The following is a 21,010-nucleotide window of genomic DNA, read 5'->3' as shown; positions in this document are numbered from 1 at the left end:
GACCGGAGCACCATGACCGCTCGCACGTACCTGCTCGCCGGCGGTGCCTTCGCCGTGGGGACGAGCGCCTATATCGTCTCCGGAGTCCTTCCGGAGGTCAGCAGCGAACTCGACGTCTCGGTGGGGACCGCGGGTCAACTCGTCACCGCCTTCGCCATCGCCTACGCGATCGGCGCGCCGCTGCTGGCAGCGGTGACCGGCCGCTGGGAGCGGCGCAGGCTGCTGGTCGCGGCACTGCTCGTCGCGGCGCTGGGCAACGCGCTGGCCGCGCTCGCGCCAACCTTTCCCCTGCTGGTGGGCACCCGCGTGCTCAGCGCGCTCGGCGCGGCCGTCTACACCCCGGCGGCCACGCTCGTCGCCACCCAGCTGAGCCCACCGCAGCGGCGCGGACGCGCCGTGGCGATCGTCTTCGGGGGGCTCACGTTCGCCCTCGTGCTCGGGGTCCCCACGGGCAACCTGCTCGGCGGCGTCCTCGGCTACCGGGGGGTGTTCGCGCTGGTCGCGGTGGCGTCGCTGATGGCGGCGGTCGCGGTCCGGCTCGCGGTCCCGAGGGTGGCCGCGCCGCCCGTCGTCGGCCTGCGGGCCCGGTTCGCGGTGGCCGCCGACCGCAAGGTGCTCACGGTGCTGTCCATGAGCGTGCTCGGCGTGCTCGCGGCGATGACCGTGTTCACCTACATCGCCCCGCTGCTCGCCGCCGCGACTCACGTGCACGGCGCCGTGGTCAGCGTGCTGCTGCTGGTCTACGGGATGGGCGCCATGGTGGGCAACGCCCTCGGCGGACGGCTGGCCGACCGGTTCGGCAGCAGGCGGCCGCTGCGGCTGAGTTTCGTGCTGTTCGTGCTCGTCGTGGCCACGCTGCCGTTGACGCTCACGACCGTCCCGGGCGCGGCTGTCGCCCTGTTCGTCTGGGGGGGCATCACCTGGTCGGTGAATCCGCCGATCCAGAGCTGGCTGATCGAGCTCGCCCCGGCGGGCAGCGGGCTGTTGCTGTCGCTCAACGCCTCGGCGATCTACCTCGGCGCGGGCCTGTCCGGGGTGTTCGGCGCGATCGTGATCGACACGGCCGGGGTACTGGCGCTGCCGCCGGTCGCCGCCGCGGTGGGCGTCGTCGCCGTGGTGCTGTTGCTTCGGGCCAGCCGCCGCGGCCCGACGGACCGGGCCACCCCGGTCGCGCCCCAACCCGCTGGAGTAGCGTCCGCCGAATGATCCAGGCCCTGGTGGTCGTGGTGTGGATAGCGCTGGCCGCGTTGGCGGTGTTCGGCATCGCCACCACGGCGTCGAACCGCCCACCCGGTCGGCCGCACAAGATCGTTACGAGCGTGGTGGTCGCGCTGCTGCTGGTTCAGGCGATGATCGCCGCGGTGCGGGTGTTCGGTGGTGTGCAACTGCCCGAGTCCACGACGTTCCTGATCTACCTCGTCGTCTCGGTGTGCGTGCTGCCGATCGGGCTGCAGTTCGCCACCGCCGAGCCGACGCGCTGGGGCGGTGCCGTCCTCGCCGTCGCCGCCATCGCGACCGGGGTGGTGGTGTGGCGGTTGCAGGACCTGTGGGTGGTGGGCGGTGCGTGAGACCGCTGCACGGGCGACCTCCAGCGGCCCCGGCCGGGTGCTGATCGCCGTCTACGCAATCTTCGCGCTGTCCGCGACGGCGCGGGCCACGGTCCAGATCGCCACGAAGTTCACCGAGGCGCCGCTGGCCTACCTGCTCTCCGCGCTCGCCGGCGTCGTCTACATCGTGGCCACCATCGGGCTGGCCGGCCACGGGCCGGGATACCGCCGCCTGGCGTGGGCGGCGGTCGGGTTCGAGCTCGTCGGCGTGCTGGTCGTCGGGACCTTGACCGTGCTCGACACCGCCGACTTCCCCGACGACACGGTGTGGTCGGTGTTCGGGCGCGGCTACGGGTTCGTGCCGCTGGTCCTGCCGATCGTCGGGCTGGCGTGGCTGCACTGGACCCGGGCGCCCCGATAGCCTCCGAACCATGCGGCTCATCGTGCTCGGCTGCACCGGCAGCGGACCGGGGCCGGCGGCGCCGGCGTCGGGCTATCTCGTCGAGGCGGGCGAGGCCCGCCTGGTCCTCGACCTCGGCAACGGCACCCTCGGCGCATTGCAGCGCCACCTCGATCCGTGGGAGCTCGACGGGGTGGTGCTGACCCACCTGCACCCCGACCACTGCGCCGACATGCCCGGCCTGGTGGTCCACCGCCGCTTCCGCCCGTGGCCGCCGTTCGACCCGACCACCCGTCGGCTGCCGGTGCACGCCCCGGCCGAAGCCCCCGACCGGCTCACCGCCGCGTATGCGCCGTCGGCGGCCGAGCGGGCGGAGACCGACCTGAGCGACGTCCTCGACTTCCACGTCCTGCGCGAGGACGACCCTGCCGAGGTCGCGGGAGCACTGGTGCGTGCCCGGCGCGTCGAGCATCCGTGCGAGGCGTACGCGCTGCGCGTCGAGCATGGGGGCCGCAGCCTGGTCTACAGCGGGGACACCGGCCCGTGCGCCGCGCTCGTCGAACTGGCCCGCGGCGCCGACGTGCTGCTCTGCGAAGCGAGCTGGCCGCATGTCACCGAGGTCTGGGACGAACCGCCGCCGGGTCTGCACATGAGCGGGCGGCAGGCCGGCGAGCACGCCGCCGCGGCCGGGGTCGGCCGGTTGCTGTTGACCCACGTCCCGCCATGGTTCGACGGCGCGGCGCTGCTGGCGGAGGCCAAGGAGGCCTTCGACGGCCCGGTGGAGCTCGTGCGGGCCGACGCGGGCTACGCCATCTGACCGGTCCGCGGGCGCCGTGCGGTCGGCGCCGCGGCGCTGCCTAAGCTGGCGCGGTGACGCGCGCAGACGGCAGATCCGACGACGAACTCCGCCCGGTGACGATCACCCGGGGTTTCCAGAAGCATCCCGCGGGCTCGGTGCTCGTCGAGTTCGGGGACACCAAGGTGCTGTGCGCGGCGAGCGCCACCGAGGGCGTGCCCCGCTGGCGCAAGGGATCGGGCCTGGGCTGGCTCACCGCGGAGTACGCGATGCTGCCCTCGGCCACCGACACACGCGGTGAGCGGGAGTCGGTGAAGGGCCGGATCGGCGGCCGCACCCACGAGATCAGCAGGCTCATCGGACGCTCGCTGCGGGCGTGCATCGACCTCGCGGCGCTCGGCGAGAACACGATCGCGCTCGACTGCGACGTCCTGCAGGCCGACGGCGGCACCCGCACGGCCGCGATCACCGGGGCGTATGTCGCGCTCGCCGACGCGGTCACCTGGCTGGGCGCGCACCGGCGCCTCTCCGATCCCAAGCCGCTGTCGTGCGCGGTCGCGGCGGTGAGCGTCGGCGTCGTCGACGGGCGGGTGCGGCTCGACCTGCCCTACGCCGAGGACTCGCGGGCGGAGGTCGACGCGAACGTGGTCGCCACCGACGCCGGGACGCTCATCGAGGTGCAGGGCACCGGGGAGGGCGCCACCTTCACCCGTCGCACCCTCGACGCGATGCTCGACGTCTCGATGGCCGGCATCCGACAGCTCGTCGAGATCCAGGCCGCCGCGCTGGCCGCGCCCTATCCCGGCGAGCTGCCGGCCGCGGCGTCATGACCAAGGTTCTGCTGGCCACCCGCAATGCGGGCAAGCTCGCCGAGTTGCGGCGCATGCTCGAGGCGGCCGGCCTGCGCGGCATCGAGATACTCGGGCTCGCCGAGGTTCCCGCGTTCCCGGAGGCGCCGGAGACCGGTGCGACGTTCGCCGAGAACGCGGTGGCCAAGGCCCGCGACGCCGCCGCCACCACCGGACTGCCCTCGATCGCCGATGACTCCGGCCTCACCGTCGACGCGCTTTCCGGAATGCCCGGAGTGTTCTCGGCCCGGTGGTCGGGCAGGCACGGCGACGACGTGAGCAACCTGGAGCTGCTGCTCGCCCAGCTCCACGACGTGCCCGACGCTCGGCGTAGCGCCGCATTCGTCTGTGCGGCGGCGCTGGTGGTGCCGGGCGCGACCGAGGAGATCGTGGTGCACGGCGAGTGGCGCGGGCGGCTGGTCCGGGCCCCGCGAGGGACCAACGGCTTCGGCTACGACCCGATCTTCGTCCCGGAGGGGGACGAGCGGACCTCCGCCGAGCTGCCGCCTGCGGAGAAGGACGCGGTGTCGCACCGCGGCCGAGCGCTGCGCGCCCTGCTGCCCCATCTGAAGGCGCTGGCCGGCTGAGGCAAACCCGCGGGCAAGATCGTCGGTTGGGAGCCGGGAGCTGCGGTTTTCGCGGTTCGGACCGCCCAAACGCCGATCTTGGGAGCGGCGGCGGGTACCGCCCAAGCGTCGCTCGGGGGCGGGCCGGGTGCGGCGAACCGGAGATCAGTCGGTCGGGTCCTCCTCGGCCAGCACCCGGCGGGCCACCGCGAATGCCGAGTTCGCGGCGGGCACCCCGCAGTAGATCGAGCTTTGCAGAAGCACCTCGACGATCTCGTCGCGGCTGAGCCCGTTGCGCAGGGCACCGCGCAGGTGCAGTTCCAGCTCGGCGAAATGCCCGTGCGCGACGAGCGCGGTCAGCGTGATCGCGCTGCGCATCCGGCGGTCGAGGCCGGGCCGGGTCCAGATCCCGCCCCAGGCGTAACGGGTGATCATCTCCTGGAACTCGGCGGTGATCTCGTCGGCGCGCTCGAGCGACGCGTCGACATGCCGGGCGCCGAGCACCTCGCGGCGGACGGCGAGGCCGTCGAGATCGAGATCGAGGTCGCGGTGTTCGGGGTCCGGGGAAGCGCTCACGGCCGATCACGTTAGTGCGGTCGGCCGGCGGCGCCGTTGCCCCACCGGACCGGCAGGCCCGCAGGCGCCGATCGCGGCGTCCGGCGCGGCCGCGGTGGGCGTCGCCGGTACCGTCGTTGCCGTGAGATGGTGGCGTCCGCTGGTCGCCGGAGTGGGCACGGTGGCCGCCGTGGCGGCGCTGGTGCTGCTCGCGAGCGCGAACGGCGTGCCGGGGGTCGGCGAGCTGCAGGCCACCATGGCCGCGGCCGGGATCTGGGCGCCCGCGCTGTTCGTCGCGCTGCAGGCCGGTCTGACCGTCGCGCCGATCCCGCGCACCGTGTTCACCCTCGGCGCCGGCTTGCTGTTCGGTTCGCTCCCCGGTCTCGTGCTGACCCTGCTGGCCTCCGCACTGGCGGCCGTCATCGCGTTCGTGCTGGTCCGGGCGACCGGGGGACGGCTGGTGGCGCGCTACGCCCGCGGCCCCGCCCTGCATTGGGTCCGGTCCCGGCTCGACCACCACGGCACGCTGGCGGTGACCTCGCTGCGCCTCATCCCGCTGCTGCCGTTCTCCGTGCTCAACTACCTGGCCGGGCTCTCGACGGTACGGTTCGTGCCCTACCTGCTCGGAACGGTGATCGGGATCCTGCCCGGGACCGTCGCGCTCGTGGTACTGGGGGACGCGGTCACCGGCCGGCCCTCGCCCGCGCTGCTGGCGGTGTCGGCGGTGTGCGGGCTCGTCGGGGTGGGCGGGACGGTGCTCGCCGCGCGGCGTCCGCTGCCGAGCGAGGCGGGGGCTGCGCGGCCACTACCCTGAGTCTCTGCTCTCGGCTATTCCGTGTTTTCGCTGGTCGGAGGGTGCCGGCGGCGGGATTCGAACCCGCACTGGCTCGGTCCTAAGCCGAGTCTCTCTGCCAGTTGGAGTACGCCGGCTGCTGCGACACCAGGTCTCGGTGATCGCATGGCAGTTCGGGCACAGGATACGGAGGTTCTCCAGCCGGTTGTCGGTGTGGTCGCCGTTGATGTGGTCGAGGGCAAGCGGTAGCGGCTTCCCGCGCCACTCCGTCAGCCCGCATTCCTCACAATGGCCGGCCTCCAGTCCCTCCGCGATCAGCCGTCGCCGGAGCTTGCTGTTCGCCAGGTAGGTGGAGTTCTCGACGAGGATCTTCTCGAGTGGAATCGCGGTGGATGCCGGCCTGCGCTCCTGCACCACCGCGTCCGGGTGAAGTCCGGCTCGCCGCGACGGCGGCCACCAGCTGTTCGTCGGTCCAGCTTCGCGCGCGCGGCATGACTGAACCATATCGAATGCCTGTTCGATATGGTCCAGTCGGGGTCAGATCTGCAGGTCCTTGCGCAGCTTCGCCACATGCCCGGTGGCCCGCACGTTGTACAGCGCCTGCTCGATCTTCCCGTCGGCGTCGACGAGGAATGTCGAGCGGATCACCCCGGTGACTGTCCTGCCGTACATCCGCTTCTCACCGAACGCCCCCCATGCGGTGAGGACCTCGCGGTCGGGATCGGAGAGCAGCGGAAAGGTCAGCCCTTCCTTGTCCCGGAACTTCGCGAGCTTGGCGGGCTTGTCGGGAGAGATCCCGATGACGTCGATGCCCTGGTCGGCCAGCTCGGCCAGGTTGTCGCGGAAGTCGCAGGCCTGCTTCGTGCAGCCGGGTGTGCTCGCGGCGGGGTAGAAGTAGACGATCACCTCGCGGCCCCGGTAGTCGGCCAGGGAGACCGGCTTGCCGTCCGCGTCGGGGAGGGTGAAGCCGGGCGCGGGGTCGCCCACGGAGAGTCGGTCGGTCATGACACGATCCTTCCAGGCGGAGCTTCGACGACCGCTCAGGCGCGGCCGCCGAGGCGCAATGGGCCTCGGTGATCTACCGTGTGGACTTTCCAGAACCGAGGACCGGCACCGAGGAGGCGTCGTGGCGCGCGACCCCGAGACCATCCAGCGCGAGATCGAGAAGACTCGGGACGCGCTCGCCGAGAGCCTGAACGAACTGGCCGATCGGGCCCACCCCAGGAAGTTCGTCGACAGCGGCAAGCAGCAACTCCAGGCCAGGATGGCCGACCCGAGGATCAAGTACGCGCTGTACGGCGTGGGTGCGTTGCTGGCGCTCGCGGTCCTGCGCAAGATCTTCCGCTGAGCGCAGCGTGCGGAGCGAACATCGGCGCTGGCGGCGGCGGGCGCTCACCCCAGCGACCGCGCGAACTCCTGTGCCGCCGTGCGGTCCGCGCCGTTACCGAGCAGCGCGCGATATCGGGCTACGCGCCGTGCTGCACCGAATCCGGCCACGGCGACGAGCCGGTCGCCGGCGAGGTAGCCGACGACCGTGCCCTTCACGTCCCCGCCGGACAGGCCATCGCCGTGCAGCGGGAGCGTCGCATCCGCCAGTTCGGGTCGCCCGATGAGCTGAATCTTGAGGCCGAACTGGTCGGACCAGAAGTAGGGCACGGCCGGGGGTGGGGCATCGGCCACGGCGATGGCCGCGGCGACCACGGCCGCCTGGTCGCCCGCGTTGGCCCAGTGCTCGCTGCGGTGCGGGCGGCCGTGTTCGACGTTCTCCCAGGCCGCGACGTCGCCGACCGCCCAGACCCCCGGGAGCCCCCGCACCCGTCCGGACGCGTCGCAGACCAGCCCGTTGCGCACGTCGAGTCCGGTGTCGGCCAGCCAGTCCAGCTGCGGGGTGCCACCGACGCCGACGATCGCGACGTCCGCGCTGAACCGGGTTCCGTCGGCGAGCTCGACAGCCACCGCGCCGTCGCCGTCGGGCTCGAGGAAACCCTCCAGCCGGGCCGCGGTCCGCAGCGTGATCCCGGCCTCGGTGGCCAGGCGTCCGCACATCGCGCCGACCTCGTCGCCGAGGGCACGCGAGAACGGCACGGCCAGTGCCTCGAGCACCGTGACCTCCAGGCCGCGGTCCTTCGCCGTGCTGGCCACCTCGGCACCGATGAACCCGCCGCCGATGACGAGCAGCGATCGGGCCTGCTCCAGGGCCGCGCGCAGCGCGAGCGCGTCGTCGAGGGTCCGCAGGGTGTGCACGCGCTCCGGTTGACCCGGAAGCCTCCTGGCCACCACGCCGGTGGCGATGACGATCGCGTCGGCGTGCAGCGTCGAACCATCGGAGAGCTCCACCTCGCCGGGACGTAGCGCGACCGCCGGCACCCCCAGGTAGTACCGGACCCCGAGCTCGTCGAGTTTCTCCGGCTCGCGCAGCACGATGCGTTCGGGCTCCCAGGCCCCGGCCAGCAGCTGCTTGGACAGCGGCGGCCGGTCATAGGGCGGGTGCAGCTCCTCGCCGACGAGGCTGATCCGACCCTCGTAACCGGAGGCGCGCAGCTGCTCGACCGTGCGTAGCCCACCCAGCCCGGCGCCGATGACCAGCACATGCTCCGGCTGGCCGCGCAGCGCACCCCCTCGCGAGTGCATACCCTCGCCGACCCCCTCCCGCCGGGCTCGCTCGGCCGCGGTCATCTTGACGGATCGGGGATTCTGACACCGCGCAGGGCCGGCAGGCCACTGCTGCGACCTGGATCACGGTACGGGGGACCGCTCGTGGGTCAGTCGGACGGGGCCTCCAGGTCCAGCCGGGAGCGCAGCCGGTCAAGGGTCTGGGCGAGTAGCCGGGACACGTGCATCTGGGAGATTCCGACCTGCTCGGCGATCTGGGTTTGTGTCATGTTGCCGAAGAACCGCAGCATCACGATCGTGCGCTCGCGGGGGGCCAGCTCGGCCAGCACCGGGCGCAGGGTCTGCCGGTAGTCCACCCGGTCCAGTTCGGCGTCGGCGGCCCCGACCAGCTCCCCGACGGTCGCGCTGCCCTGCTCGGAGGACAGCATCTCGTCCAACGACGAGCTGCGATAGGCGTCGGCGGCCTCCAGGCCCTCCAGCACCTCGGAGACCGGCACGTTGAGCTGCTCGGCGATCTCGCTGGGCCGCGGCGCGCGGCCGAGCCGTTGGGACAGGTCGGAGACCACGCCGTTGATCGAGACGTGCAGGTCCTTGAGCCGTCGCGGAACCCGCATGGACCAGCCCTGGTCGCGGAAGTGCCGCCGGACCTCGCCGCTGATCGTCGGCACCGCGAAGGAGAAGAAGTCCGAGCCCTTCTCCGGGGAGAACCGGTCGACCGCGTTGATGAGCCCGACGGTGGCCACCTGCACCAGATCGTCGAGCGGCTCGCCGCGGTGGGCGAAGCGGCGCGCGATGTGCTGCGCGATGGGAAGGAATCCGGTGACCAACTCGTCGCGCAGCGGCTCCCGCCGGGGGTCGTCCGCCGCGAGCCCCGCATACTCCTCGAGCAGCGGGATGAGGTGACCGTACTCGGGGTCGGCCTTGGTCACAGCGTTGGTGCGCCGGAACTCTTGCCGAGCACGATGCCGACGGTGGCGCGGCCGTCCGCACTGGCCGAATGCTGGACGGAGACCCCGTCGGCAAGCGTCTCGAGGACCCGCCAGCCGAACGTATCGGTTGCCACGATCGTGTCGGCCGCGGCTGCCTCGACCTCGGCGCTGACCTGGATCCGCTCCGGGAGGACCCGGAACGTGCAGCGCAGCCCCGAACCCGGCGCGGCGACATCGACGAGGGTGGCGCAGGCCTCGTCGACGGCCATCCGCAGGTCGGAGATGGCGTCGAGATCGAAGTCTGCCCTGGCCGCGAGATCGGAGGCGACCGCTCTGATGGTGGGGATCAGAGCGGCCGTCGCCACCGTCCTGATCTCTACGGTGGACGAGCCGTCCGCGACGGTCGCGGAGCCGGCCGGGTCCTTGTCGGGCACGCGGACGCTTCTCCTTCTCTCGGGCTTGCGAGGGCAGGCCGCCATCTTGCTACCCGGTCCGGCAGGAGATCAATCGCCGGGCTGCGCGGCGGGTCCCAGGACGCAGCCAGGTCGAGCGCCTCGATGCCGTTCGTCCGCTCGACAATGCCATTCGTACCCGATCGGCCGAACAGCCGGTCCTCGGGTCCCGGCCACTCACGGACCATCGACCGCCGTTCGCCGTATCGGCTCGCCTCGGCTGGACGATGAGCCCCACCGGCCGGTTAGGTCGTTCCGGAGGGGTTGCCGCAACGGCGAGGCGGTGTACATCGGAAGGACAAGACCCATGGTCGCGGTTCCGGGAATCGGGGTGTCCGGGGCCGTGATCGCGATTCCTCCAGCACCGTCGCGACGGCCCGCCCCGACCCGTCTGGTCGCCATCGCCGTGAGCCCGATGGAGCTGTTGCGCCCCGAATCCGAGCTGGCCCGACTCGTCGCCGGCGGCGTCACCGACCTGCTCGTTGCCTCCGAGGACGGGTCCACGGGCCCGCGGATCACAAGCTACTTCGACTACCCGGACTACGACGACGAGGACGAGGACGACGAGTCGACCGAGCCGGACCGGCGCGGGCTCGACGAGGTGCAGGCCGCCGTCGACCGGCTCGACCTGCCCGGGCTACGGCTGCACCGGCTGGGGCTGCGCGCGCCGCTCGGGCCCGACTCGGAGGCCGATCTCGTGGCCGCGATGAGCGAACTGGTCGGCTTCGATCCCGAACCGGGCGTCTACTGCCTCGCGCCGGTTCCGGCTCCGGCCGAACCGAGCCGTGCCGCCGTGGTGCGCGCCGCCCAGCGAATCGCCCAGATCTACGGTCTGCCGCTGTTGCGCTACCGCTGCCTGGAGCTCTCGGTCGTCCCCGACTCGGCCTGAACCCTCGGTGCCGGGCGGGCCGGGCGGCTCAGCTGGCCGCGGCCATCCCGCGGCGCTCCAGGATGATCCGCCGCTCGGTCTCGGCGAGCCCGCCCCACACCCCGAACGGCTCGCGGGTCCGCAGCGCGAACTCGCGGCACTGTTCGATGACCGGGCAGCGGCTGCAGATCTGCTTGGCCTGTGCCGTTCGGCGCGCCCGGGACGGGTTGCGCTCGCCATCGGGGTGGAAGAACACGGCGCTGTCCATGCCGCGGCACGCACCGAGTCGCTGCCACTCCCAGGCGTGGTCCATGGGTCCAGGAAGTCGGGAAACATCGGTCATCGCGGGCCACCTCGTTCTCCTCCTGCGCCCGACGTTCGGGTGCCGGGTGATCGCAGGCGTGGTTCCCGCAAGGCCCGGGTCGTCAAACGCGCCGTCGCCAGAGAAGTGAGCCGAATCGCCCATCGGGGCACGACACGGGCGGTCAGGTGGGTTTGAGTGCCCCCTCGATGGTGTCGTGGACGTCGAACATCGGCAGCAGCCCGGCGATCGACAGCGGCCGAAGCACCCGTCGGCCGGCACACGCGAGCCGCAGTTCCACCCCCGCCTTGAGCGCGGCCTCACGGACCTCGATCAGTACGGCGAGCCCGCTGGTGCCGAGGAAGGTCACCTCGTCCAGGTCCAGCACGATCAGCTCAATGGCACCGTCGGATCCCAGCCTGTCGAGCATGACGGCCCGCAGCTGCGGAGAGGTGAGCATGTCCAGCTCGCCGCCGACGGTGATGACCGCTGTCCCCGGGGCCGGCGCGGTCTCCGCGACGGTGAGCTGGTCGTCCATCTCGCTGCTGCGGTGAATCGATGCCGCGTCGCTGGGGGAGGACGGGTTCGTGTCGGCCATTCCGACGACCGTAAGCCTCCGGCGCTGGACGTGCCACTCGGAGCGTGCGCCCTACACCAGACGGTGACCGCCATCCGGCGTCCGGATCGTCCGTCCGGTGCGCGCGAGCAGCTCCAGCAGCGGCACCGCGACCCGCCGGGTGGTGCCCAGCGCCTGGCGCGCGGCGCTGAGCGTGAACTCCGGACCGAGCGTGGCGAGCATCTCGACCGCGCGGTCGTCGGCCCTGGGCAGCAGCACCACACCGTCGGCGATTCGGAGCAGCTCACCGGCCCTGACCAGGGACGCGATCTGCTTCGGGCCGAGCCCCAGCTCGGCGAGCCGGTCCGCCTCGGGGGCGGCGAACGGATCGCGGCCCAGCTGCGCGCGCAGCGTCTCCAGCGCGGTTAACACGGCCTCGGGCAGCCCGGCTGCCCTGGACCGAGTGACCCGGCCCTCGCGGAGCAGCAGCTCCGTGCCGCCGGTGTGGGCGGCACACCGGAGTACCGCCTCGACGAGGCGGGCCTCGGGCAGCCCGGCGGCGCGGCGGGCCGCCTCGATCGGCAGGCCGGGGTCGAGCGGATCGGCGGCGTCGTGCGCGGTGACGGCGCTGGTGAGCTGCGCGGTGAGCTCGGCGGCCCGACCGGCGTCGACCAGCCAACCGGCCGCGGCGGGATGTCCGGTGTGGACGAGCGCGTCGACGTCCCGGACCGCGACACCCATCGCGATGAGCTCGGCGTGCCGGGCGATCCCGCGTCGCGCCAGCTCGGCCGCGGCGTCCGGGACGCCGTCCATACCGGCCAGCTCCGCCGCGCGCCTGCCCGCGGCGCCGCGGTGGCGCAGCGGGGGTGGCCGCACGTCCAGCACGGTGGCGCCGGCGGCGACCTGGCGGCGACCGGGGTCGCGCAGCACGGCTCGGTCGCCGATCCGCAGCGGTACCGGGTGGCGCAGCCGCAGCCGCACGGTGTCGGCGCCGAGCGGACGTACCCGGGCCGCGACGGCCGCCGACCCGGCGTGCAGGGTCAGCTCCACGGGCAGCGCCGCGGGATCGGGCGCGGTCCCGCGCCCCCCGCGCAGCCGCACGTCGAGCAGGTCGGTGATGAGCCAGGCGCCGGGGCGAAGCAGCACGTCCCCGCGGGCGACCGCCTCGCGCGGCACCCCGCGCAGGTTGACCGCGACCCTGGCGACACCGCAAACCTCGTCGACCTGGCGGCCGAGACTCTGCAGTCCGCGGACGGTGACCCGGCGGCTGCTGCCGTCGGCGGCGACCAGCTCCAGGTCGTCGTCGACGCGGATGCGGCCGGCCGGAAGCGTGCCGGTGACGACGGTGCCCGCGCCGCGGATGGTGAACGAGCGGTCCACCCACAGCCGGACGTCCGCCTCGGGATCGGGCACCGGCAGGGCGGCGACGAGCTCGCCGAGTGCAACGCGCAGCTCGTCCATCCCCTCGCCGGTGACCGCCGAGACGCAGACCGCGGGCACCTGCGCCAGTCCGGTGCCGGCGAGGTGTTCCGCGGCCTCGTCGCGGGCGAGCTGCGGATCGAGCAGATCGCTGCGGGTGATCACGAGCAGCCCGTTCCGGACGCCGAGGGCCTCGATCGCGTCGAGGTGCTCGGCGGACTGCGGCATCCAGCCCTCGTCGGCGGCCACCACGAACAGCGCCGCGGGCACGGGGCCGACGCCGGCCAGCATCGTGCTGACGAACCGCTCGTGGCCCGGGACATCGACGAACGCGACCGTCTGCCCGTTCTCCAGCGTGGTCCAGACGAACCCGAGGTCGATCGTCATCCCGCGTCGGCGCTCCTCGGCCCAGCGGTCGGGCTCCATCCCGGTGAGCGCGCGGACCAGCGTCGACTTCCCGTGGTCGACGTGTCCGGCCGTCGCCACTACTGCCTGCGACCCGTGAGTGCGTACCAGAGTTCTAACGCTGTTGCGCACTCACGGGCTCCGTTCAGCTGCGAGAACGGCACCAGCGAGCGCGTCGTCGGATTCGGGCGGCAACGCGTGAAGGTCGAGCAGGCAGCGGCCGCTCTCCAGGCGCCCGAGCACGGCCGGGTCACCGGCCCGCAGCATGGCGGCGAATTCCTCGGGCAGCGCGACGGCCGCGCTGGGCAGCACCACCCCGGGCGCACCGCCGCCGCCGACGGTCGAGGCGGAGTCGATCGCCTCGGCCTCGACGCCCGCCGCGACCAGCCGCGCGGCGAGTGCCTCGGCGCGGGCCCGCAACCGGGTGACGTCGGCGTCGAGGGCGAGCCGCGTCGGCGAAACAGGACCGCGCAGAGTCGCCTCGAACGCGGCCAGGGTCAGCTTGTCCACTCGCATCGCCCGAGCGAGCGGATGCCGGCGGACGCGTTGTACCAGCTCGACGCCGACCCCCGGCGAGCCGAGCAGCAGCCCGGCCTGCGGCCCGCCGAGCAGCTTGTCGCCCGATGCCGTCACCAGCGTGGCGCCCTGCGCGAGCGCGGTGGCGGCGTCGGGCTCGTCGGGCAGCAGCGGGTGCGGCGCGAGCAGCCCGGAGCCGATGTCGGCCACGACCGGGACGTCGAGCTCGGCCAGCTCCGGGAGCCCGACCGAGCGGGTGAAACCCGTGATCGTGAAGTTCGACGGATGCACCTTGAGGACGAACGCGGTCTCGGCGGTGATCGCCTCGGCGTAGTCGGCCGGATGGACGCGGTTGGTCGTGCCGACCTCCCGCAGCCGGGCCCCGGTCGCGGTGAGCAGGTCGGGGATGCGGAAGCCGTCGCCGATCTCGACCAGTTCACCCCGGGCGATGACGATCTCGCGGCCGGCCGCCAGCGTACCGGCCACGAGCGCCAGCGCGGCAGCGCCGTTGTTGACCAGATGCGCGGCGCCCGCGGCGGGCACCGCGGAGAGCAGCGCGTCGATCGCCGCGGCGCCGCGGCGGCCGCGCCCGCCGGTGTCCAGGTCGAGCTCGACGTCGCAGGTGCCGGCGGCCAGCGCGAGTGCGTCGCGGGCGGCGGCCGACAGCGGGGCCCGGCCGAGGTTGGTGTGCAGGAGCACCCCGGTCGCGTTGAGCACCGGGTGCAGCCCGGTGGCGGTCGTGGGCAGCGCCGCGACGGCGGCGTCGGCGACGGTATCGGGCGCGATCTCCCCGCGCCGGGCTCGCTGCTGCGTCGCGATGACGGTCCGTTTGACCAGGCCCCGGCCCAGCCGCCGGACCGCCGCCGCGATCCGGGGATCGGCGAGGACCGTGTCCGTGCGCGGCACCAGGCGCCGGGGGTCCGCGGCGGTCTCGGTCACAGCCGCACCCTACGACGCGGTCACCGGGTCCGCGCGCGGTGATCGGCGTTTGGGCGGCCGGGACCGCGCGGAGCGCGGCTCACGCTTCCGGATCGCCGATCATGAGCGGGCTACGAGGCGACGGCGACACCGAGACCGGCAGGCCCGCGCGACGGGGGCCGCTCATGGCTGTTTCGCGTTCGGCGCACCGCCCAGGATGTCCTTGACGACGTCCCAGCGGGTGCGGTGGTCGGGCGGGTAGCGGCTCAGCGAGCGCGCGCGCCGCCGGGAACCGTCCGGATAGCGCCAGCGGGCCCACGGCGAGTCGGGCTTGGCCAGCCGCACGGCGGCCACCAGGGACACCGGCAGCAGGAGGATGCCGATCAGGGCACAGATGGCCTTCCCCTTGGCGATCGCCAAGGTCGAGCACAGCAGGCCGAGCACGATCGTGGCGGCGACGACCTCGCCGCCGGCTCCGGGATCGTCCACGAACGGCGTGGCGCCGAGCAGCAGCAGCGCGCCGATCGCCGCCGCGGCCAGCACCGCATCGATCGACTTGCGCCCCTGCTCCGCCCAGTAGACGTCCTCGAGATGCAGCCACAGCGCGAACTCGTCGAGGGTCAGCGCGGCGCCCACCCCGAACGCCGCGGCGAGGATGTGCAGCCACGGCGCGTCCGGGCGGTAGGTGAACTCCCCGGCCCCGGCGACCATCATCAGGAAGATCCCGGGGACCTGGTGATGCACGTGCACGCCGCCGAGCCGGGCGTTGCGAAACGGTCCGCGTCCGACGCGGATGAGCCGGGTGATCCCCCTGGTGACGAGGAACGTGACGAGGAAGGCCAGCAGCAGCCACCCGAGTGCCAGGCGGCCGGGCTCGACGACAAGATGGATCTCCATCGAGGTCCTCGGTTCAGGGCCCCGGCAGGCGCGGGACCGGCCGCTGCGCCTCGGTGATCATGAATGCCTCCGCCCTCTGGCCGGTGTGCTGGGCTGGGCGGGTCCCGCCGGTGCGCGTGCCCGGTGGGCGTCGCCGGAACGTAGGCTCACGACCATGTCCCCCCAGCCCACGGTGCGCCGCCTGACACAATTCAGCCACGGCGCGGGTTGAGCGTGCAAGCTCGCCCCCGGCGAGCTTGCGCAGGTCCTGCGCACGCTGACCCCGTCCACCCACCCGGACCTCCTCGTCGGCACCGAGACCGGTGACGACGCGGCCGTCTGGCGGCTGGACGCTGCCCGTGCGCTGGTGGCCACGGCCGATTTCCTCACCCCCGTCGTCGACGACGCGCGCGCGTGGGGCCGGATCGCGGCGATGAACGCGGTCTCCGACGTCTACGCGATGGGAGCCCGGCCGCTGTTCGCGCTCAACCTGGTCGCGTGGCCGTCGACCGAGTTGCCGACCGCGCTGCTCGCCGAGGTGCTCGCGGGCGGCTCGGAGGTGGGCGCCGAATGCGGGTTCGCGGTGGTCGGCGGGCATTCCATCGACGACCCGGAGCCCAAGTACGGCCTCGCCGTCGTCGGCGAGGTACACCCGGACAAGGTGTTGACCAACGCCGGTCTGCGCGACGGCGACGCGCTGGTGCTCACCAAGCGGCTCGGCATCGGCATCGCGACCACCGCGATCAAGGCCGGGACGGCGCCGGAGTCGCTGATCGCCGACGCCGTGGCGTCGATGACCGCGAGCAACGCCGCGGCCGCCGACGCCGCCGTCGCGGCGGGAGCCACCGGCTGCACCGATATCACCGGGTTCGGGCTGCTCGGGCACCTGACGAAGATGGCCGCGGCGTCCGGGGTGGACGCGGTGATCGAGGTCGCCGCCGTGCCGGTGCTGGACGGGGTCCGCATGCTCGCCGAGGCCGGCACCATGCCCGGCGGGTCGCGCCGCAACCGCGACTACACCGCCGACGTGGTCGACGCAGGCCACCACCGCGAGATCGACGTGCTGCTGCTCGCGGACGCGCAGACCTCGGGTGGGCTGCTGTTCGGCGCCGAGCCGCGGCGGGCGCAGGCCGCGGTGGCCGAGCTGGCCGCGCGGGGTGTGCCGGCGGCGGTCATCGGCTCGGTGCGCTCGGGCACCGGCCGGATCACCCTGCGCTGATCGCGGTCGCATCACCCGCCCCAGATGTCCTCCACGAACCGGTCCGTGGTACGCAGCCCGGCCAGCCAGGCCAGTGCATCACCCTCGCCGGACCCGGTGCGGTCCCGGAAGATCCGGGTGAGCGCCGCGCGCACGCCCGGCGCCATCGTCGAGGCGTTGCCGCAGACGAGCACCACCGCGCCCTGCTGGAGCAGCCCCCACACCTCGTCGGCGCAGTCGAGCATCGCGTCCTGCACGTACCGGCGCGGCGCGCCGGGGGCCCGGGAGAACGCGTTCTCCACCCGCACCACGCCGCGCCGCCCGTAGTCGCGCAGCTCCTCGGCGTAGAGCAGATCGGACTCCGGGCTGCGGCAGCCGAAGAACAGCAGCGACGCCGCGATCGGCACGCCCTGCTCGCGCAGCGCGGCGCGCTCCTGCAGGAACCCGCGGAACGGCGCGAGCCCGGTCCCGCTCCCGATCATGATCATCGGGACGTGGGGGTTCTCCGGCGGCCGGAACTCGATCGTCGGTTCCCGGACGAACGCGAACACCGTCCCGTCCTCCGGAAGCGCCGCAAGGTGGCCCGAACAGACCCCGGTGAACGTGCCTGCGCCCGATCGCGCGGGCCCGCGCAGCACCCCGGCGGTGATGCTGCAGACCTCCGGGCTGACCAGCGGGGACGACGAGATCGAGTAGTAGCGCGGGCGCAGCGGCGCCAGCATGTCGAGGTAGACCTCGAAGGGCACCGCACAGGCCGGGAACTCCTCGAGCAGGTCGAGTAGCGACCGGTTGACCGCGAACACCTGCTCGCGGTATCTGGCCTGCGATGCCTCGTCGTCGCCGGTCAGCGACTCCAACGCGGCCCTCTGCTCGGGGTCGTCGGTGTAGCGCGCCAGCGTCTCGATGTCGTTGCGGGTCGCGACGTCCTGTAGCTCGACGCAGCTGCCCAGCACGCCGAGCAACGGCGCCGGTTCGTCGATCGGCAGATGGGTGTGCGTCCCGCTGTTCGGGATGATCGTCAGGTACTGCCCGGCGTCCAGCCCGAAGCGGGCCATCACCCGGCGGATCTGGTCGATGCTGTTGCGCGGCAGGACCCCGAGGTGATCGCCGGCGCGGTAGGTCGTACCGGACGGCAGCGCGATCTCGACATGCCGGGTGGACCGGTCGGGGGGCTTGCCGTTGCCGCCCTGCACCAGCTCCCGGTTCGCCGTCACCCGGCCGAGACGTGCCTGGTAGGACACGATCACCGGGTTGGTCAGCTGGCGGTTGGTCAGCGTGATCGACAGCCGCGGTCCGGCCGGGGCGGCCTCGGCCACCTCCGCGGGCAGGTCGAGCGCAGCGGCGATATCGGACCAGAGGTCGGCGTGCCAGTCGCGGTACTGGGCGTCGAAGTCGCCCGCGGCGTTGCCCTCACCGCGCCGGTGCACCCGGTGTGCGCCGTGCGCGTCGAGCCGGGTGTCGAGCAGCGTCGGCACGGCCTGGTAGGTGGTGGCCCATTCGGTGTTGCCGCAGCCGAACACGGTGTAGGCACCGCTGAGCCGGGGGCCGTCCTCGGCGCTCATCCACCGGCAGAACTCGCCGGCGTTGTCGGGCGGGGTTCCGTTGTAGGACGAGCACACGATGACCGTCGCGCCGTCCGCGGGCAGGTCCTCGACGTGGTCGTCGAGGGCTCCGAGGGTCACGTCGAAGCCGCGCTCGGTGCCCTCCTGGGCCAGCCGGGTGGCGAGCGACTCGGCCGTTCCGAGGTTCGAACCGAACAGCACCGACAGCGGGGTGCCGTGCCGGGCCACCAACGGGGCGGGTGTGGCCGCGGCGGCTGTGGTCCTGGTGGTCGCGGCGGTCCGGGCCGGGGGACCGGAGCGATCGACGTGGACATCGGCTCGCGGCCGGACCTGGATGCGGAAGTCGTCCGGCTTGATGGTGAGCGTCGTCTTCGTCTTGAGTCGGTAGTCGAGGTGGTCGACGAGCTCGAAGCGCTGCAGCAGCATCCCGAGCACGAGCGCGGCCTCCTGCAGCGCGAACTGCCGCCCGATGCACGCCCGCTGACCGGTCCCGAAGGGCTTGTAGGCGTTCGGCGGGAGCTGCGCCAGCCGCTCGGGGTCCATGTGGTCCGGATTGAACTCGGCCGCATCCGGGCCCCAGACCGAGCTGTCGCGGTGCAGCGCCGGGATCAGCACGGTGAGCGGGGTGTCCGCGGGGATGGCGAACCGGTCGCCGAGCACGATGTCCTCGAACGGGGCGCGGGTGAAGGCGGGTGCGGTCGGCCAGAGCCGCAGCGCCTCGTCGAGCACCTGCCGGACGTAGCGCAGCCGGTGCACCTGCTCGAACGTCGGCGCTGCGCTGCTGCCGAGCACCTCGTCGGCCTCGGCGCGTGCCCGCCGCATGGCCTCCGGGTTCTCGAGCAGGAAGTAGATGGCGAACGACAGCAGTCCGGACGTCGTCTCGTGCCCGGCGATGAGGAACGTGATGCACTGCGCCTGGATGTTCGAGTCCGGCAACTTCTCGCCGGTCTGCTTGTCCACGCCGGTGAGCATGCGGCCGAGCAGGTCGGTGTTGTCGGCCTTGTCTCCTTGCGCCCGGCGTTCGGCGATGAGCCGGCCGACCAGATCAACCATGAAGATCTGGTCCTCCTCCGTCTGCCGTTGCTCGCGGATGTGCAGCCGGTTCTGGATGGGCAGCCTGCGGACCCGGGCCTGGGCCGTGAGGAGGGAGCGCACCATCGCCTCGACGAACGGGTGCGGCGTCTCGCGGTAGAACGAGTTGAATCGGTAGCCGAAGCCGCACAGGGCGATGGTGTCGAGCGTCAGGCGGGTCATGTCCGCGGGCACGTCGACGTCCTCGCCCGGGTTGAGCCGTGACCACTTCTCCATCAGCTGCTCGGCGATGTCGAGCATCTTCGGCACGTAGTCGCGCATCGCCTGCAGACCGAACGGCGGCATCAGGATATTGTGGGCACGGTGCCACAGGGGGTCGTCCGTCTCCGCGGTGAACAGCCCGGTGCTCACCACGCTGCCCCGCAGGCTCGACAACCCGCCGCCGACGGCCTTGTCGAACCGGGTGTCGTCGCAGACCTGCTCGACGAGGTCGGGGTCGGAGACCATCAGCCGGACTCCCGCCGGGGTCGTGAGCTTGTACAGCGGTCCGTACTCCTGCGCCATCCGGACGAAGCCCTCGATCGGGCTGGTCATGTCGATGTCGAAGACGTTTCCGACCAACGGCAGGCCGCGGGGGCCGGGGAGCTCGTCGAGACCGATCGGTGCGCTCATGAGGTCACTCCTGACGGCCGGCGCACCAGCAGCAGGATGCTGAACAACAACACCCACGCCGGGAACACCAGCAGGATGGCGGGATGGAAGGTGGTGCTCACCAGCAGAAACGTCGCCGCCAGATAGCTGACGACGGCGGCCGCTCGCGGCAGCAGCCCGGCCGACCTGGCCAATCCGGTTGTCGTGATCATGTACATCCCGGCGGCCCGTACGCCGTAGACGAAGACGGCCGCGTAGCCGACCGCGGACAGCGTGCGGGCGACGTCGGGCGGCGGCAGCGGCGCGTCGGAGAACTGCGTCAGCAGCGCGACGGCGCCGACGGCGGCCGCGCCGACGAACAGCATGCAGACGAACACGACTCCGGCGGCGAGGTTCAGCCAGTGCGGGATCTGCGACCACGACCGCGGCCGCAGGACCTGCAGCAGCGTCCGGGTCGCGTTCATGTGCCAGAGGCACGCGATCCCGGCGAAGGGAACGATGTAGAGGCCGAGCGTCACCAGCACGTTGCCGGGGCCTGCGGCGTAGAACGCGGCGTAGTCCGCGTCCGTGGCGCCGAGCCCGGGGCTCTGCCGGACGAGAGCGAGGCCGAGGGTGAACAGCACCGCGAACGCCACGCCGGACCAGCCCGCCATCCGGGCGTAACCGCTCGACTGCCGGTCGTCGTTGTGCTGCGCGGCCTGCCCGGCAGGGGTGATCCCGGCGCCTCGCCGTCGTATCGGGACTCGCATTGTGCCCCCCGGGACCCCAGCCGTGCCCCGGCCGTCCCGTCCGCCGGAACGCTCGGTCGTCGTCCCGTCTCCCGGGACAGCCCCTCGCGGCACGGTCCTCCGACCGCGTCCGGCGGTCAATGCGTACCCGCCCGATGCTGACCGAAGTTGCGCCACCCGGTCGAAGAGCGGCGCGATGGACGGACCAGCGGCTCGGCTGGCCGGTCCGGACTGCACGCCTCGGGCCTGCCGCCAAGCTTCTGAGGGCTTGACGCACGGTCAGGCGATGATCACGTACCGTTCATCCGTAAGTCGATCACATCCTGCAACCTTCCGGACCGGCCACCACTCACTCGGGTCAACTGACCACGGAACGAGGACGGATATGACCGGATTCTCCCGCCGAGACTTCCCGGCGAAGCGGCACGCTGATCAGCATTGACGGTGCCGGCTTGCGGGCACCATCGCCGCGATCAGGCTG

Annotated in this window: 22 protein-coding genes and 1 tRNA gene; 10 read left to right on the top strand and 13 right to left on the bottom strand. The window is 72.7% G+C overall.

Translation table 11 applies throughout. The annotated features are described in order from the left end of the window. The first annotated feature begins 12 nt into the window (after positions 1 to 12). From G567_RS0120540 to rdgB, 6 genes are read left to right on the top strand one after another with little or no spacing between them, the layout of a single operon-like run. Positions 13 to 1,206, top strand: coding sequence for an MFS transporter (locus tag G567_RS0120540; RefSeq protein ID WP_028931466.1), 1,194 nt, complete (start codon positions 13 to 15; stop codon positions 1,204 to 1,206). Beyond that, a complete protein-coding gene (locus tag G567_RS0120535; RefSeq protein WP_037057771.1) occupies positions 1,203 to 1,568 on the top strand; it encodes a hypothetical protein in 366 nt (121 codons plus the stop codon). Before G567_RS0120540 ends, G567_RS0120535 begins: the two co-directional genes overlap by 4 nt. Further along, on the top strand, positions 1,561 to 1,968 hold the full coding sequence (locus tag G567_RS0120530) for a hypothetical protein (RefSeq protein WP_028931464.1): 408 nt from the start codon (positions 1,561 to 1,563) through the stop codon (positions 1,966 to 1,968). The genes G567_RS0120535 and G567_RS0120530 overlap by 8 nt, the downstream gene beginning before the upstream one ends. A gap of 10 nt (positions 1,969 to 1,978) precedes the next feature. Further along, entirely contained in the window at positions 1,979 to 2,764 is a 786-nt protein-coding gene (locus tag G567_RS0120525) for an MBL fold metallo-hydrolase (RefSeq protein WP_028931463.1), read from the top strand. A gap of 53 nt (positions 2,765 to 2,817) precedes the next feature. After that, positions 2,818 to 3,573 (top strand): ribonuclease PH, encoded by a 756-nt coding sequence (rph, locus tag G567_RS0120520; protein WP_028931462.1) that lies wholly within the window; start codon positions 2,818 to 2,820, stop codon positions 3,571 to 3,573. Beyond that, entirely contained in the window at positions 3,570 to 4,178 is a 609-nt protein-coding gene (rdgB, locus tag G567_RS0120515; RefSeq protein WP_028931461.1) for an RdgB/HAM1 family non-canonical purine NTP pyrophosphatase, read from the top strand. Before rph ends, rdgB begins: the two co-directional genes overlap by 4 nt. 144 nt (positions 4,179 to 4,322) lie before the next feature. Here the strand turns inward: rdgB and G567_RS0120510 are convergent, their stop codons facing one another. Next, on the bottom strand, positions 4,323 to 4,733 hold the full coding sequence (locus G567_RS0120510; protein ID WP_028931460.1) for a carboxymuconolactone decarboxylase family protein: 411 nt from the start codon (positions 4,731 to 4,733) through the stop codon (positions 4,323 to 4,325). 121 nt (positions 4,734 to 4,854) lie between these two features. On the opposite strand from G567_RS0120510, the gene G567_RS0120505 reads away from it, so the two are divergent. Further along, complete coding sequence (locus G567_RS0120505) at positions 4,855 to 5,526, top strand: TVP38/TMEM64 family protein (RefSeq protein ID WP_051233350.1); 672 nt, start codon at positions 4,855 to 4,857, stop codon at positions 5,524 to 5,526. Positions 5,527 to 5,568: 42 nt separating this feature from the next. Here G567_RS0120505 and G567_RS0120500 read toward each other — a convergent pair. Beyond that, positions 5,569 to 5,642: transfer RNA gene (locus G567_RS0120500), tRNA-Leu, on the bottom strand. Between the two features lie 400 nt (positions 5,643 to 6,042). Beyond that, positions 6,043 to 6,510: a thioredoxin-dependent thiol peroxidase gene (gene bcp, locus G567_RS0120495; RefSeq protein ID WP_028931458.1), complete on the bottom strand. Its 468-nt coding sequence runs from the start codon at positions 6,508 to 6,510 to the stop codon at positions 6,043 to 6,045. A 121-nt stretch (positions 6,511 to 6,631) separates the two neighbouring features. Here bcp and G567_RS0120490 point away from each other — a divergent pair, with 121 nt between their 5' ends. Next, the gene (locus G567_RS0120490) at positions 6,632 to 6,853 is read left to right on the top strand and encodes a DUF3618 domain-containing protein (protein WP_028931457.1); all 222 of its coding nucleotides are present in this window, start codon (positions 6,632 to 6,634) and stop codon (positions 6,851 to 6,853) included. 44 nt (positions 6,854 to 6,897) lie between these two features. On the opposite strand, the gene G567_RS0120485 is transcribed toward G567_RS0120490, so the two are convergent. From G567_RS0120485 to G567_RS30175, 3 genes are all read right to left on the bottom strand, one after another. Further along, a complete protein-coding gene (locus tag G567_RS0120485) occupies positions 6,898 to 8,181 on the bottom strand; it encodes an NAD(P)/FAD-dependent oxidoreductase (RefSeq protein WP_245585727.1) in 1,284 nt (427 codons plus the stop codon). An 86-nt stretch (positions 8,182 to 8,267) separates the two neighbouring features. Next, a complete protein-coding gene (locus G567_RS0120480) occupies positions 8,268 to 9,047 on the bottom strand; it encodes a SigB/SigF/SigG family RNA polymerase sigma factor (RefSeq protein WP_028931455.1) in 780 nt (259 codons plus the stop codon). Beyond that, a complete protein-coding gene (locus tag G567_RS30175; protein WP_037057769.1) occupies positions 9,044 to 9,481 on the bottom strand; it encodes an ATP-binding protein in 438 nt (145 codons plus the stop codon). Before G567_RS30175 ends, G567_RS0120480 begins: the two co-directional genes overlap by 4 nt. Positions 9,482 to 9,806: 325 nt before the next feature. Here G567_RS30175 and G567_RS0120470 point away from each other — a divergent pair, with 325 nt between their 5' ends. Beyond that, positions 9,807 to 10,388, top strand: coding sequence for a hypothetical protein (locus G567_RS0120470; protein WP_028931454.1), 582 nt, complete (start codon positions 9,807 to 9,809; stop codon positions 10,386 to 10,388). A 28-nt stretch (positions 10,389 to 10,416) separates the two neighbouring features. Here G567_RS0120470 and G567_RS0120465 read toward each other — a convergent pair whose 3' ends face one another. The 5 genes from G567_RS0120465 to G567_RS0120440 all read right to left on the bottom strand — a co-directional run bounded on the left by G567_RS0120465 (position 10,417) and on the right by G567_RS0120440 (position 15,379). After that, positions 10,417 to 10,710 carry a WhiB family transcriptional regulator gene (locus tag G567_RS0120465; RefSeq protein ID WP_028931453.1) on the bottom strand — a complete coding sequence of 98 codons (294 nt, stop codon included), beginning with the start codon at positions 10,708 to 10,710 and terminating at the stop codon, positions 10,417 to 10,419. A gap of 142 nt (positions 10,711 to 10,852) precedes the next feature. Next, positions 10,853 to 11,266 (bottom strand): STAS domain-containing protein, encoded by a 414-nt coding sequence (locus G567_RS30170; protein ID WP_051233344.1) that lies wholly within the window; start codon positions 11,264 to 11,266, stop codon positions 10,853 to 10,855. A gap of 51 nt (positions 11,267 to 11,317) precedes the next feature. Beyond that, positions 11,318 to 13,129: a selenocysteine-specific translation elongation factor gene (gene selB, locus G567_RS0120450; protein WP_245585726.1), complete on the bottom strand. Its 1,812-nt coding sequence runs from the start codon at positions 13,127 to 13,129 to the stop codon at positions 11,318 to 11,320. Between the two features lie 51 nt (positions 13,130 to 13,180). After that, positions 13,181 to 14,503: an L-seryl-tRNA(Sec) selenium transferase gene (selA, locus tag G567_RS0120445; protein WP_028931451.1), complete on the bottom strand. Its 1,323-nt coding sequence runs from the start codon at positions 14,501 to 14,503 to the stop codon at positions 13,181 to 13,183. Positions 14,504 to 14,665: 162 nt separating this feature from the next. Further along, on the bottom strand, positions 14,666 to 15,379 hold the full coding sequence (locus G567_RS0120440) for a hypothetical protein (RefSeq protein ID WP_028931450.1): 714 nt from the start codon (positions 15,377 to 15,379) through the stop codon (positions 14,666 to 14,668). 154 nt (positions 15,380 to 15,533) lie between these two features. On the opposite strand from G567_RS0120440, the gene selD reads away from it, so the two are divergent. Then, positions 15,534 to 16,577, top strand: a complete 1,044-nt coding sequence (gene selD, locus G567_RS30165; RefSeq protein ID WP_084796299.1) for a selenide, water dikinase SelD — start codon at positions 15,534 to 15,536, stop codon at positions 16,575 to 16,577. An 11-nt stretch (positions 16,578 to 16,588) separates the two neighbouring features. Here the strand turns inward: selD and G567_RS0120430 are convergent, their stop codons facing one another. After that, positions 16,589 to 19,822 (bottom strand): bifunctional cytochrome P450/NADPH--P450 reductase, encoded by a 3,234-nt coding sequence (locus G567_RS0120430; protein ID WP_028931449.1) that lies wholly within the window; start codon positions 19,820 to 19,822, stop codon positions 16,589 to 16,591. Then, positions 19,819 to 20,550, bottom strand: coding sequence for a hypothetical protein (locus G567_RS0120425; protein ID WP_147201093.1), 732 nt, complete (start codon positions 20,548 to 20,550; stop codon positions 19,819 to 19,821). Before G567_RS0120425 ends, G567_RS0120430 begins: the two co-directional genes overlap by 4 nt. Positions 20,551 to 21,010: the final 460 nt, after the last annotated feature.

The sequence above is a fragment of the Pseudonocardia asaccharolytica DSM 44247 = NBRC 16224 genome (assembly GCF_000423625.1).
Classification (GTDB): domain Bacteria; phylum Actinomycetota; class Actinomycetes; order Mycobacteriales; family Pseudonocardiaceae; genus Pseudonocardia; species Pseudonocardia asaccharolytica.
Note: the sequence above shows the minus strand (reverse complement) of the source record. Positions and strands in the feature narration are given on the sequence as shown.